Here is a 13,456-nt window from a genome sequence, read left to right as displayed (position 1 = left end):
ATTAGTCATGTTTCTGAGAATGAAAAAGGACTTCACTGACATCGTGTAAGCCTTTAGGCGCATTGACGACCCATCTCGCTGCACGGATCGCACCCTTGGCATACGCCTCTGGGTTATGCGCACGGTGAACAATACGCAATTGCTCACCTTCAGTTGTAAACAGTACTGTGTGATCGCCAGCAATATCACCGCCACGCACCGCATGGATACCAATCTGTTTCTTCGGTCTCGCGCCGACAATGCCGTGTCTGCCATAAATGCACACCTCTTCTAAGTCTCGCTCCAGTGATGCAGTGACCGTCTCTACTAAACGGAGTGCAGTGCCGCTCGGCGAATCCGATTTGTGATTGTGATGTGCTTCTATTACCTCAATATTATAATCATCTCCAAGAGCTTTTGCAATTAAATCGAGTGCTTGAATCATCACATTGACACCGAGGCTCATGTTCGGTGCCATCACACAACGAATCTGAGAGGTGAGTGCTTTGATGGTTGCGAGTTCATCAGAATCAAACCCGGTCGTTCCGATAACTATGGCTTTCTCTGTATTGACAACCTGTTGAAGATGCTCCAAGGTCGCTTTCGGTTTTGAAAACTCAATCACGACATCAGCGTTTTGGAGGACATCCTCAAGTTTACCCGTGATAGGGACACCTATTTCACCAATACCCGCGACAACACCAGCATCACTTCCGATGTGTGGATGCGATGGATATTGGATAGCCCCAACGAGTGCCATATCTGATTGTTGGGCGATGCCTCGTGTGATGCACCGTCCCATACGACCACAGACACCGGTAATAACTACACGAATCATTTTTTTACTATGGACCTCTCGGCACCGTTTAAGTCAGTCGGGTTGCTACTAAGAAGTTAAGGTCGTGCTTATTACTTCTCAAAAAGGACTTTACTGATGTCGTGTAAGCCTTTGGGGGCATCGACGACCCATCTCGCTGCGCGAATCGCCCCTTTGGCGAATGCCTCTGGACTGTGGGCGCGATGGACAACACTCAATTGCTCACCCTCGGTTGCGAACAGCACGGTATGGTCGCCAGCAATGTCACCGCCTCGTACCGCATGGATGCCGATCTGTTTCTTAGGTCTCGCACCGACAATGCCGTGTCTGCCGTAGACACCTACCTCGTCTAAGTCTCGATCCAATGCCGCAGCGACAGTTTCCGCTAAACGGAGTGCTGTGCCACTCGGTGAATCTGCTTTGTGGTTGTGGTGTGCCTCTATGACCTCAATATCGTAATCGTCTCCAAGAGCCTTAGCGATTAATTCAAGGGCTTGGATCATCACGTTAACACCGAGGCTCATGTTCGGTGCCATCACGCAGCGGATCTGTGAGGCGAGTGCTTTGACCGTTTCCAGCTCGTCAGGATCATATCCGGTTGTTGCGATTATCATCGCTTTGTCGGCATTGACGACTTGTCGGAGGTGTTCAATGGTTGCTTCAGGTTTGGAGAATTCGATGACGACATCAGCATTTTGAAGTAGGTCGTCGAGTTCACCTGTGATGGGGACACCGATATCGCCGATACCTGCGACGACACCCGCATCGCTCCCGATTTGTGGGTGTTCAGGATATTCAATCGCGCCGACAAGTTCCATATCGGCTTGTTGGGAGACACCTTGGATAATGAGCCGTCCCATACGTCCGCATGCCCCATTAATAATTACACGAATCATCTTTTAAATTTTCCTTGCGGTTAAATGACGTGGGTTTGAACTTTGACGGTTTTTGATATAGATCCGCCTTCCATTACATTACAGGCTACGTTTTCGGTATTATTAGAATAGTGGTCAGCCATCGACAATCGGTTTCCATCAGTAAAGAGGATGCTGTTAAACGAAAACCTCTTTGCTGAAAACTGAGAGCGAAGCGACCTGACTGCTGATGGCTATTTCAACGTGAACAGATATGCCAGAAGGTCATGCATCTGCTTTACTGAAAGAATATCAGCATAGTTTTCAGGCATAACGCCTGCTTGTGGAACGCTGGTGCTCCTTATATCTTTTTTATAGTAAGTCGTCCACAACTTCCCTGAACTATCAAGTATCTGCACAACCTCATCATTCTTACGCCCTCTGTGATCGTACAGATACCGTTTCCTGCCCGTAATTTCCTTTCCATCTTTGGTGAAAATAGTGAGCAATTCGTACGCATCAGCGATGTAGGCACGCGGATTGAGGGTGGATTCCACAATGAATTGCGGGGAACGCGTGCGCGCTATATAGGTCAAATCGGGACCTATCTCGCCGCCAGTACCAGTGGCACCTCTGCCGTGAACTGTATGGCATTTACCACAAGCATATCCGTCTGAGAAGAAGATAGTTTCTCCTGCTTTGACATCGCCCTCCATATAAGGTGTCCATTCCTCAGAAGGTTTTGTTTCCTCTACGGAAACGCCTGCGGCTTTTGCTTGTTCCGATCGGACGTAACCAACAATCATGTTAATCGCTTCGTCAGAGAGTTTACCACCGAACTTTTGCATCCGCGTTCCCGGAAGTCCGTTGAATATTGTCTGGAAGATACCGTCATCCGTCCATCCGTAAAGCCATTGCGGTTTGAAGAGGTCCGGTGCCTCCGTACCGCGTGTCTCTCCTGCATGACACCCCCAACACATTAAACGGAAATAGAAAGCGCCGTCTATAACATCTTCCTCAGTGGTGTCTTCTCTCGGTGCCGCAGGTGCCCTGTCTACCTCCAGATCTTCGGCGTTCACAGCAGAAAAAAGGAAGAAACCAACGCCTGAAAAGAGAAGGAAAACGCCGCACGCTATGCATGAGGTCGAAATTGTTCGTTCACACAGTTTAGATATAGACTGACAACACACCTTTACAAACTTGTGAGTGGCGTACATCATTTCTTTTCATCCTCCTGAAATGGAGTGAAGTAAGGTAAATGGTACTTCTCACAGAGTTCTTTGAGTTTCTCCGCGCTCCATTTCTCTTCGATGATTTTGTTAACAGCCTCTTGAAAATCTTGTGTTTTTCGTGTCGGTGTCCCTTTGCTGAAAGCGATAGAGACATTCCAACGGAAACGAGGTTCTGGTATGTACCCCTTAACAATTTCCAATTCGGGATAGACAGTGTCTGTCTGTTCTGCTTGCTGAATTCGTGAACCTTTTTCTATCAGCCAACCGGCGTTTGCCCAGACACATCCGTAAGCGACTTGTCCCTTCTTTATAGCGTCCAGAACAGCGATTTGTGAGCCGTAGACGCGGCGATTATACCCCTGCTGCCGAAGGACATCACTTGCAATAGATCCGCCTTCTGCGCCAATCATCTCTGATTTGATGTCATTCAAAGTCTTAGGCGATTGTGGGTTGTTTTTCCGCTTTACTAACACATAGCCGGTCCCGTAATACGGTTTCGAGAAGTCAACGCGCTTACCTAATTGGATGGATTCACTCATCGCGCGCTCCTCAATTGGGATGCCGATCACACAATCGCAGTGTCCCTCTAACATATCAGCGAGCAGGCTATCGCGAAGCGTGTTAAGCCAATGAAGTTCCAGCTTAACGCCAAGTCCCTCTGCCAGCAGATGTGCGATCTCAACGTCTAATCCAGGGAGTTCCGGGTTCGCATTAGAATAGGGTAGATTTCGGACATCCACACACACTGTTAAAACACCCTTTTTCCGAATCTCCTCCAATGTATTATTAGCGTTTGCGTTCGGCAATATCAAAACGAGGACTGTAAAAAGCGAGACCCACAAAGTGATATAGTGTTTCACGGGGCTATCTCCTTTTTCAACTTGCTTTGCAGTGAGAACAGCAGTAGTTCGTGTGGCACTTGCTGACGATGACAATGGCACAACGCTCTCTATCTGAAAGCCGATAACCGATGGCTGATGGCTACTCATCAAAAAGCGCGAACACAAAGAGGGTTCCACCTTGACGCGCATTAACTTCAGCATATTTCACGGCACCTGACGCTACCGCAACGTATTGGACGCCGTCAAGTTCGTAGGTAATGGGGGGTGCGAAAACACCGGAGCCGGCCTGGAAATCCCAAAGTACTTCACCGGTTTCCGCTGATAGTGCCATAAATCGTCCCTCTAAATCACCCGAAAAAACGAGACCGCCCGCTGTTGTGAGACACCCGCCCCATTGTGGAAAGTTCGTCTTGTGCCGCCATTTAATCTCACCTGTAGAAATATCGATCGCGCTAATGTGTCCCCACATCTTCATATCGCCAGCTTCGTCTCTCTCTGCTGTCATACCACTTCCGAGATAGGGCAATCCTTTCAGATAGAAAACGCGACCTTGATGAAAGGAGCCACAGAGTTCCAGCGAAGGAACGTAGAGGTAGTTTGTGAGCGGATTATAGGCTGAGGGGGACCAGTTCTTGCCGCCTTCTACACCCGGACAGACGCGAATCGTGCCTTCCTCTGAAGTAGACACACCGGGTTTGACAGTCGGACGACCGTTTTCGTCGAGTCCAGCAGACCAGTTCTGTTCGCAGTAAGGTGCCGCATATAAAAATTTGCCATTCGTTCTGTCAAGGACGTAGAAGTAACCGTTGCGATTCGCTTGCATCAACGCTTTAACTGGTGCGCCGTCAATTTCCATATCAATCAATACAGGTTCACTCACGCCGTCCCAATCCCACAGATCGTGCGGTGTCGCTTGGAAGTACCATTTGAGTTTTCCTGTATCGGCATCCAACGCGACGATGCAGTCTGTGTAGAGGTTGTCGCCCTTCCGAACGTCGCCGTTCCAGTCTGGTGCCGGATTACCCGTACCCCAGTAGACGAGATTCAATTCCGGGTCGTAGGAACCCGTGACCCAAGCGGATCCGCCGCCTGTCATCCATGAATCGCCTTCCCATGTGTCACCACCGGGTTCGTCTTTTGAAGGGACGGTGTAAAATCTCCATGCTTGTTCACCCGTTTCAGCGTAATAGGCATCAATATAACCGCGGATGCCGTACTCCGCACCTGATATACCGACAACCACTTTGTCCTTAACAACTAACGGTGCAACAGTGAGGGACTCGGCGTTGGTCAGATCGCCGACAACTCTATCCCACAACACCGTGCCGGTTTTCACATCAAGCGCGAGGAGATGGGCATCAAGTGTTGTCCAGAAGATTTTATCGCCGAGAATGGCAGCCCCTCGGTTCACCATACCGCAGCAGATCGCCAAATCGTCGGGAAGTTCATAATCGTACCGCCATATTTCCTTACCAGTTCTTGCGTTCACAGCGTAGATTGTGCTATAAGGCGTTGTGATGATCATCACGCCGTCAACGACAAGTGGGGTACATTCAAATTTATCGTAGGGTGTGCCAATTTGGAATGCCCATTTCGGAACAAGTCTGTTGACGTTTTCGGTGTTAACTTCTGTCAGTTGACTGTATCGCCAACTTCTGTAGTCCCGCCCATACATCAACCAACTTTCGGGATCGTCTTGTGCTGAAAGCAGCATCTCGTTGGTGACAGGTTGGATATCTTCTGTCCCGGCGTTGGCTGGAACCCTGCTCGGTATCGCAACAAGGACTAAGGCTACTACAAAGATGGCAAGGGTTGCTGCTTCGAGAAAAATGTACCTCTTCATATTCCACCTCCATGTTTTCCTGCTCAGACAATTGCAATTTCCTGTCGCTAAATCATATCGTGAAGAAAAAGGGTGGCATTTCACATCGTTACAAAAATAGGGGACTCAGATATTAGTTTACCAAAAATCAGATTTTATGTAAAGCGTGAAAAATTTCTCGGTAGGTTGTTTATGATGAATTATAAAAACAGATAGACACTTTCGCCACTCGGTAGGCGAGATTTTTTAACCTCACCAGCGGTGGCGATGTGTCTATTGAGGAAAGTCGGGATGTTTTTACTTGGGATCATTACCATGTCTCGGATTTGCGTCGGTAATCCATCTTATAGATAACCCCGGCACTGTTCACATAAACATAGATATGGTAGTAATCGTCGTGCCCCGTATTTGTGTCTCCTATTGTCGCTAATAGATTGATAGCAATTTCAGTTTGTGATTCAATATCGTAAACGTAAGTATGCCTATAGTTGCCTTGACCTATAGGGATTGACTGTGTTGGATCCGGATACTTCTCCAAAAATTCTTCAAAGGACTGGTTCAACCAAGGACTATAGAAGGCTTCAACATCTTGGTCATGTTGGATGGTGTGTGTCGCACATCCGATTACTGCGAATATAAGCACGCAGATGACAAACAGTATCATATATTCACATCTGGGGTTCATAGGTTCCTCCTTGTCTTGCGTAGTTGTGTAAACCTAATGGATCGCTCTACTCATGAGAAAGATTATTTCAAAATCATCATTTTCCACAGTAGTAACGTCAGTCGCGTTTCCTTCGTTTACATCTTTATTAATGTGATCTCGACGTAAGCCCGTAGGTTGGGTTGAACGGATCTTACTCAAAAGACCATGGAGACAATAGACCTTCAAAGACATCAAGAACCCTAAAATTACCGCAACACGAGTGAAACCCAACATTTCTCACGCCGATAACGTTTGGAATGTTGGGTTTCGCTATGCTTATTTCTGGAAAAGGCTGCCCGAAAGAAAGTGATTTTGCGTATAATCGCAAGAGTCCTTGGTTTTTCCCGCTCAACCTAACCTACGGTCACATCCACTACGGACATTCCACACGCCGCTGGCGATGTTTCTATCGGAAATACCCAAGCAAAAACACCTCGCTAGCGAAGGGAACGTGTAAGCCCTAATGTTATTAGTTTTGGTCTAATCTTGCTTGCTCGCCAGCGTGGTAGGAACTCCGCACTAATGGACCCGATTCTACATGTCGAAATCCCATTTCGAGTCCTGCTTCTTTGAGTTCCACAAATTCTTCGGGCGTGTAGTAGCGTTGGATCGGTAAATGGCGTGGAGAAGGGGAGAGATATTGACCTATGGTGAGAATGTCACATTCGGTATTGCGGATGTCCTGCATTGTCTCTAAGAGTTCTGTCACAGTTTCACCTAAGCCTACCATGAGTCCAGACTTTGTGAGTATCTGTGCATCCAATTGCTTACCGATTCGGAGGAGATTCAGGGTTTGTTGGTAATTTGCGTATGGACGGACACGGCGGTAGAGGCGTGAGACTGTCTCGGTGTTGTGATTGAGCACTTCTGGATGTGCTTGCACGATGACGGCGAGTGCGTCCCAATTTCCTTCAAGGTCGGGGATAAGGACTTCCACTGTGCATCCGGGGCGGTGTTTCCGCGCTTCAGCGATACATTCGGCAAAAACGCTCGCACCACCGTCTGTGAGGTCGTCTCGGTTGACTGAGGTGATAACGATGTGATTGAGTTTTAGATAACCGACTGCCTCGCCGAGCCTACGCGGTTCATCTGTATCGACGATACCACCGGGCGTGCCTTTTTTGACAGCACAAAACATGCAGCGGCGTGTGCAGACATCTCCGAGTATCATGAAGGTGGCGGTGCGGCTATTCCAACATTCACCGATGTTGGGACATCGCGCCTCTTCACAAACCGTGTGGAGCTGTAGGTCCCGCATGAGTTTTTTGAGCTCAGCGTAGTTACCACCGCTCGGCATCCGCGCCTTGATCCAGGTCGGGTGCCGTCGTTGCTGGGTTTTTGGCTCAACGAGCGGAAGTGTTTTTAGCATTTTCTAATTTAGCCCTAACAGGAGTAGTCAGGAAAGTCGCTTAGTTTGTTTTAGTCGTTGGCGGGAGAGGGTGGGAATCGAACCCACCTATCCACTTGCATGGACAAGCCGGTTTTGAAGACCGGTAGAGCCACCAGACCCTATCCTCCCCCATAATTGTGGGTGCTATGTGCACATAAACACCGTATACATTCCACACGCCGCTGGCGAGGTTTGTAACCTCGCCAGCAAGGGAGCTGCGTAAGTCCTGTTATCTTTCCTTGTGCCGCGGATGTAACCTTCGGACATTGCCATCTCGAACCGTGAGATTCTGACTGTCGCAATACTCAAGGAACGGGACAGCGTATTTTCGCGAGGTTTGTGCCGTTTCGCGGAACTCAGCGACACTTATTATATCATTTTCTCGGAGATAAGTGATGAGTAATTCCCGTGTCTCCTCAAAAACGGTTTGATGAATGAAAAAATTATCCGCTATTTTGACGAATCGTCCCAAGTTCAGGAGTGCGAAAAATGTGGATTCAATCACCTGCGGCGTGTATTCTGGAAGTGAAGTGTTGAGTTCATTGAGCGTCGGTGTGTTGATACCTGCCTCCAAGAATAGTTGCTCTAACGTCTCCTTCGCATCTTCCTCCTCTTGGGAAAACTGAATTTCGTGGGATGCCAACCGGATCAAATTTCCCTCTTTGACGAGTTGATTCTCGGCAATGAGTCGGTTCTCAAGTTTCTCAAAGCCGATTTCGTCCAATTTAAGTGCGCGACGAAGTTGCGAAACGTTTTGACCAGCAAGGAGGGGTTGGGCTTCGTGGAAATCTGCCAATGTCTCCATTATGTTTTCTTTGGCTGTTGTGGTGCGTGCAGCGTCAGAAACGAGGGGCGTTCTCCCCGATTTATCCCATCGCACAATCTTCTCGTCCGCTTCAAGGCTGTCGAAAATGGCTTTCACGTTCATCTGCGAATGTGGTAGATAGTAATATAGAAACGATTCTGGTACGCAAAGGGTGTCGCTGTTTTCTAACACAGTGTTCACTATCTGGGCATCGTTGGCTTCTTCCCACTGTGCTAAAGTGGCGATGGTTTCTGGGACGAACCGCTTATGCCGCGGCGCAAACGGATTAATAACCTCGCCGCCACCGACCGTGTATTGCGCTGAGAAATCTCGTAGAATAATTCGATCCCCTCTAAACGTGAGAATCGGTTGTTCTAAGCGGAGTTGAACTTGCACAGTGTCACCCGGTAGAATTGCTTCGTCAACCAGTAGAATCAGGCGGCAAAATATTTCACGGGTACCGAGATACGCACGCAGACGCGTCCAGTGTTCAAGTATCCTTGGAAATGATGTTAGCACTTGCAGCGACATATCAATGTTGTCGGTCACTTGTGAGAACTCAATTGGACAGAGCACATCGCCGCGTTGGATGTCTTGGGCAGAGATACCGGAAAGATTCAGTGCTGTTCTTTGTCCTGCTTGTGCAACCGGGGCAGTTTCGTTGTGCACTTGTATTCCGCGCACGCGGATAGGCTCGCCTTGCGGGAGGATCACCATCCGTTGGTCTTGGTTAATTGAGCCACCAATCAGGGTGCCTGTCACAACGACGCCAAACCCTTGCACCGTGAAAACCCTGTCAACGTATAATCTCGGAATTCCATCGTTTTCCTCTGCTTTCGTTGCGACTGTTACCTGTTCGACAATCGTCTGCTTCAGCACTTCGATACCTTCACCCGTTATCGAGGATACACTGACATTTGGGATGCCTTCAAGACTCGTTCCGACGAGCATTTCCTGTGTCATTTCGGTCGCTTCCGCCAATTCATCGGGCGTAGCCAAGTCCGATTTTGTCATCACGAGGATGCCGTTTGAAATCCCAAGCAGATCCAAGATTGCCAAATGTTCAAGGGTCTGTTCCTGAACACCTTCCTTCGCATCAACAACGAAGAGGACGATATCCATGCCATAAGCACCGGAGAGCATGCTTCTGATGAATTTCTCATGACCCGGAACATCAACAATACCGGCACGCGAACCGTCGGGAAGGTCGAAGTAGGCAAAGCCTAACTCAATGGACAAGCCGCGCTCCTGTTCTTCTTTAAGCCGGTCTGTTTCCATCCCGGTAAGTCTACCAACGAGCGCAGTTTTTCCGTGGTCAACGTGTCCTGCTGTTCCAATGATGAGGTGTCGTCTATCTTGATGCATGAGTCTTTAAGGATGTGCATGGATGAGTTTGCCAATTCGGTTGAATCGGACGTTACCTACCATCTTCCACACTTCCCACAGCTTCGCTGGGCGAGCATCGAATGACCAGTACACCATAAATGCTTGCCCCTTAATGTCATTTACATCTACAGGTCCCCAAGAACGGCTATCGCTGCTCTGGTCTCGGTTATCACCCATCGCGAATACCGTGCCTTTCGGAACAGTGAAGGGTTTCCCGTCAGGAAATTTACGCCTAAATTGATTTGTGGTTAAGCTGTAGTCTGAAAAAGCCTCTGTCTCTGGCAGATACTCCGGCTGACGGAAGGGTGGGAAATCACCCCTTCTGAAATGGCTGAAGGTTATATGTTTTGTATAATGACTATCTTCAGCTGCTTCGCCATTGATATAAAGTGTGTCGCCGCGTGTTTCAATTGTATCCCCTTCAACGGCTACGATGCGCTTGATAAAATTTCGTTCCCTGTCGTGTGGCGGGATAAAAACGAAAACGTCACCACGGGAGGGTTTATGGAAATCGAAAACTTTGATGTCCGTGCCGGGAATTTTAACGCCGTAGATAAATTTGCACACCAGAATCCGGTCTCCGATAAGAAGCGTGTCTTCCATTGAACCCGATGGGATTTTGAAAGCCTCAACAACGAAGGGACGTATAAACCCGAAAACGAGAATCAGTGCGACAACGATAACTTGCGCGTATTCCCATACAATCGTTTTCTGAAATTTTTGCCATTTAGATAATTGGGTGTCGTTATCATTCATGATATTTTGCAGCCTCTATGCGTAGAAAGCACTCTCCTTTTCCCAGTTTAGTTTACCTTGAATGTGTCCGATTCTGAGGGGATAAGTTTACCAATGCGATTAAACCGGATATTGCCTATCATCTTCCACGGTTCCCATAACTTCGCCGGACGATTGTCAAACGAAAATACAATCATAAAGGCTTGTCCTTTAATAGTATCTACAGCGACGGGTCCCCAGAAACGGCTATCGCTACTCTGGTCACGATTATCGCCCATAGCGAAAACCATGCCCTTCGGCACAGTGAACGGCTTCCCTTCAGGAAATTTTCGTCTAAACTGACTTTCGGTCAAGGTATAGTCGTCGTAATTTTCACCGGTCGGAAGATATTCAGGGTACCGGAACGGTGGGAAATCCTTTCTGAAAGGGCTGAACCTCAGATGCTTCGTATAGGTGCTGTCGTCAACGACTTCGTCGTTCACATAAAGTGTATCATCACGCGTTTCAACGGTATCTCCCTCAACGGCTACAATGCGCTTGATAAAATGTCGCTCGTCATGTGCTGGAATAAAAACGACGACATCACCGCGTGTCGGTTCGTGAAAGTCAAAAATTTTTATATCTGTGCCGGGGATCTTGACCCCATAGATAAACTTGCACAGCAGAATCTGATCGCCGACGAGGAGTGTATCTTCCATGGATCCAGAAGGGATTCTATACGCTTGAACAATAAAGGGATTTATGAAACCGAAAACAAAAATGAGTGAAACAATAATTTGCTTTATACACTCATGAACCTTTGATTTGTGGAGTCTTTTCTGTTTGGCTAATTTGGGTTCAGGGACTTGTGTGCGTTTTTGTGTATTCTTCTTCATGATAGAAACCGTCGGGTAAAACGGTGATCTCCTTTCTCCTATCTCAGGGTCTTTGTCAGTCGCGATTGTGCGCTACTCATCAGTTGCAAGCATTGCCATGAATGCTTCTTGGGGGACATCAACCTCACCGATCTGTTTGAGCCGTTTTTTGCCCTCCTTCTGTCTTTCAAGCAATTTCCGTTTCCGTGTCACATCGCCGCCGTAGCATTTCGCAGTGACGTTCTTTCGGAGTGCGCGTACTGTTTCGCGTGCAACAATCTTATTTCCAATTGCGGCTTGAACTGGAACCTCAAACATCTGCCGCGGAATTAACGCTTGCAACTTTGACACTAACACCTTTCCACGGGTTTCTGCCTCGTCTCGTGGCAAAATCGTCGAAAGCGCGTCTACAGGTTTTCCATTCAGCAGGACATCTAATTTGACAAGTTTTTCGGTTTTGTATTCCCCGATGTCATATTCTAACGAACCGTAACCGCGTGTCAACGATTTAAGTTTCGGATAGAAGTCCATTAGCATTTCACTGAGTGGAAGCTCGTAGAGCAATTGCACACGACTTGCGTCCAATTGGTTCATCCGCTTATATACACCCCGACGCTTCTGACAAAGTTCCATTGCATTTCCAATATACTCGCGCGGAACTATTATGTCAATATTGACATACGGTTCCTCAATTCGTTCGATGTCATTTGGTTCTGGGAGGTGCGCGGGGTTGTCGACCGGTACATGTCCACCCGTTTTCAGGTGGACCCGATACATCACGCTCGGGGCGGTACGGACAAGCTCAAGGCCAAATTCCCGTTCAAGGCGTTCATGAATAATCTCCATGTGAAGCAATCCGAGAAAGCCGCACCGAAATCCGAAGCCGAGCGCAACGGATGTTTCAGGCTCAAAATTGAAAGAGGAATCGTTCAGGCGTAGTCTATCGAGTGCCTCGCGCAGCGCATGAAATTGGTTCGTGTCTGCTGGGTAGAGACCACTGAATACAAGCGGTTTCATTTCTCGGTAACCCGGAAGTGGTGTCGCTGTCGGTTTTGTATGGTGTGTGATTGTATCCCCAATTTTCGCCTTGTCAATCTCTCGGATGCCCGCAATGAGATAACCGACTGCACCCGTGCGAAGTTCTGTAGTCGGTTGCATTTCTGGGGTGAAGATGCCGACCTCCTCAACTTCATAGGAGCGTCTCGTCTCCATGAGTTGAATTCTCTCTCCCAACTTCACACTGCCGTCGAAGATTCGGGTGTACATGATGACCCCGCGGTAGTTATTATAGACGGAGTCAAGCACGAGTGCCTTCAATGGGGCTTCAGTCTCACCCACGGGTGCGGGGATCCGGTTGACAATTGCTTCCAATATGGGGGGAATACCGGTTCCCATTTTCGCGCTAACGAGAAGTGCATCGTCAGCCGGAATACCGATGACCTCTTCTATCTGCCGTCTGGCTTCGTCGGGTTGTGCCGTTGGCAAGTCGATTTTATTGACGACGGGAATAATCTCAAGGTCGTTGTCAATCGCGAGATAAGCGTTTGCAAGGGTTTGTGCTTCGACACCTTGGGCGGCATCGACAATTAAGATCGCACCTTCGCACGCAGCGAGACTACGAGAGACCTCGTACGTGAAATCGACGTGTCCGGGTGTGTCAATCAGGTTGAGTTCGTAGCGGTTTCCATCGTCAGCGGGATAGTGAAGTTTGACAGCGGTTGCTTTAATGGTAATACCGCGTTCGCGTTCCAGATCCATCAAGTCAAGCACCTGTTCGCGCATATCGCGCTCAGTGAGTGTGTTCGTGTGCTCGAGAAGCCTGTCGCTCAGCGTGCTTTTCCCGTGATCGATGTGTCCTAAAATACAGAAATTCCGTATGTGTTGAAGATTCGTTGGCATGATATAGATAGTATATCACAACTTCTGTCCGATTGTCCATAAAATTTCGTTTTCAGGACAGACAATCATCAAAGCACGTGGTCGTCTTCAATAATCCCCTTCGCCTCCAAACCAGCAAGCACATTCTCAGCACAT

At 48.2% G+C, this 13,456-nt stretch carries 11 protein-coding genes and 1 tRNA gene; all 12 read right to left on the bottom strand.

The features are described 5' to 3' along the window. Nucleotide 1 precedes the first annotated feature (1 nt). Complete coding sequence (dapB, locus tag OXH39_16150) at nt 2-817, bottom strand: 4-hydroxy-tetrahydrodipicolinate reductase (protein MCY3551994.1); 816 nt, start codon at nt 815-817, stop codon at nt 2-4. 71 nt (nt 818-888) lie between these two features. Beyond that, a complete protein-coding gene (gene dapB / locus OXH39_16145; GenBank protein MCY3551993.1) occupies nt 889-1,692 on the bottom strand; it encodes a 4-hydroxy-tetrahydrodipicolinate reductase in 804 nt (267 codons plus the stop codon). A 212-nt stretch (nt 1,693-1,904) separates the two neighbouring features. Continuing rightward, nucleotides 1,905-2,870 (bottom strand): c-type cytochrome, encoded by a 966-nt coding sequence (locus tag OXH39_16140; GenBank protein MCY3551992.1) that lies wholly within the window; start codon nt 2,868-2,870, stop codon nt 1,905-1,907. Then, a complete protein-coding gene (locus OXH39_16135; GenBank protein ID MCY3551991.1) occupies nt 2,867-3,925 on the bottom strand; it encodes a transporter substrate-binding domain-containing protein in 1,059 nt (352 codons plus the stop codon). The genes OXH39_16140 and OXH39_16135 overlap by 4 nt, the downstream gene beginning before the upstream one ends. Then, entirely contained in the window at nt 3,864-5,567 is a 1,704-nt protein-coding gene (locus tag OXH39_16130) for a PQQ-dependent dehydrogenase, methanol/ethanol family (GenBank protein ID MCY3551990.1), read from the bottom strand. Before OXH39_16130 ends, OXH39_16135 begins: the two co-directional genes overlap by 62 nt. Nucleotides 5,568-5,856: 289 nt before the next feature. After that, nucleotides 5,857-6,231, bottom strand: coding sequence for a hypothetical protein (locus OXH39_16125; protein MCY3551989.1), 375 nt, complete (start codon nt 6,229-6,231; stop codon nt 5,857-5,859). A 490-nt stretch (nt 6,232-6,721) separates the two neighbouring features. Beyond that, nucleotides 6,722-7,621 (bottom strand): lipoyl synthase, encoded by a 900-nt coding sequence (gene lipA / locus OXH39_16120; protein ID MCY3551988.1) that lies wholly within the window; start codon nt 7,619-7,621, stop codon nt 6,722-6,724. 58 nt (nt 7,622-7,679) lie between these two features. After that, a tRNA-Sec gene (locus OXH39_16115) sits at nt 7,680-7,773 on the bottom strand. Between the two features lie 98 nt (nt 7,774-7,871). Continuing rightward, nucleotides 7,872-9,812 (bottom strand): selenocysteine-specific translation elongation factor, encoded by a 1,941-nt coding sequence (selB, locus tag OXH39_16110; GenBank protein MCY3551987.1) that lies wholly within the window; start codon nt 9,810-9,812, stop codon nt 7,872-7,874. Between the two features lie 6 nt (nt 9,813-9,818). Next, nucleotides 9,819-10,589: a signal peptidase I gene (lepB, locus tag OXH39_16105; protein MCY3551986.1), complete on the bottom strand. Its 771-nt coding sequence runs from the start codon at nt 10,587-10,589 to the stop codon at nt 9,819-9,821. Nucleotides 10,590-10,636: 47 nt separating this feature from the next. Continuing rightward, entirely contained in the window at nt 10,637-11,443 is an 807-nt protein-coding gene (lepB, locus tag OXH39_16100) for a signal peptidase I (GenBank protein MCY3551985.1), read from the bottom strand. A gap of 72 nt (nt 11,444-11,515) precedes the next feature. After that, entirely contained in the window at nt 11,516-13,321 is a 1,806-nt protein-coding gene (gene lepA / locus OXH39_16095; protein ID MCY3551984.1) for a translation elongation factor 4, read from the bottom strand. Nucleotides 13,322-13,456: the final 135 nt, after the last annotated feature.

Source organism: Candidatus Poribacteria bacterium, assembly GCA_026702755.1.
GTDB lineage: Bacteria > Poribacteria > WGA-4E > WGA-4E > WGA-3G > WGA-3G.
Note: the sequence above shows the minus strand (reverse complement) of the source record. Positions and strands in the feature narration are given on the sequence as shown.

Bases quoted from the DNA above. Each gene is read 5' to 3' on its own strand.
- dapB (MCY3551994.1), bottom strand. From the start codon at position 817: ATGATTCGTGTAGTTATTACCGGTGTCTGTGGTCGTATGGGACGGTGC.
- lipA (MCY3551988.1), bottom strand. From the start codon at position 7,621: ATGCTAAAAACACTTCCGCTCGTTGAGCCAAAAACCCAGCAACGACGG.
- dapB (MCY3551993.1), bottom strand. From the start codon at position 1,692: ATGATTCGTGTAATTATTAATGGGGCATGCGGACGTATGGGACGGCTC.
- OXH39_16125 (MCY3551989.1), bottom strand. From the start codon at position 6,231: ATGAACCCCAGATGTGAATATATGATACTGTTTGTCATCTGCGTGCTT.
- OXH39_16130 (MCY3551990.1), bottom strand. From the start codon at position 5,567: ATGAAGAGGTACATTTTTCTCGAAGCAGCAACCCTTGCCATCTTTGTA.
- lepB (MCY3551986.1), bottom strand. From the start codon at position 10,589: ATGAATGATAACGACACCCAATTATCTAAATGGCAAAAATTTCAGAAA.
- lepA (MCY3551984.1), bottom strand. From the start codon at position 13,321: ATGCCAACGAATCTTCAACACATACGGAATTTCTGTATTTTAGGACAC.
- lepB (MCY3551985.1), bottom strand. From the start codon at position 11,443: ATGAAGAAGAATACACAAAAACGCACACAAGTCCCTGAACCCAAATTA.
- OXH39_16140 (MCY3551992.1), bottom strand. From the start codon at position 2,870: ATGATGTACGCCACTCACAAGTTTGTAAAGGTGTGTTGTCAGTCTATA.
- OXH39_16135 (MCY3551991.1), bottom strand. From the start codon at position 3,925: ATGCTGAAGTTAATGCGCGTCAAGGTGGAACCCTCTTTGTGTTCGCGC.
- selB (MCY3551987.1), bottom strand. From the start codon at position 9,812: ATGCATCAAGATAGACGACACCTCATCATTGGAACAGCAGGACACGTT.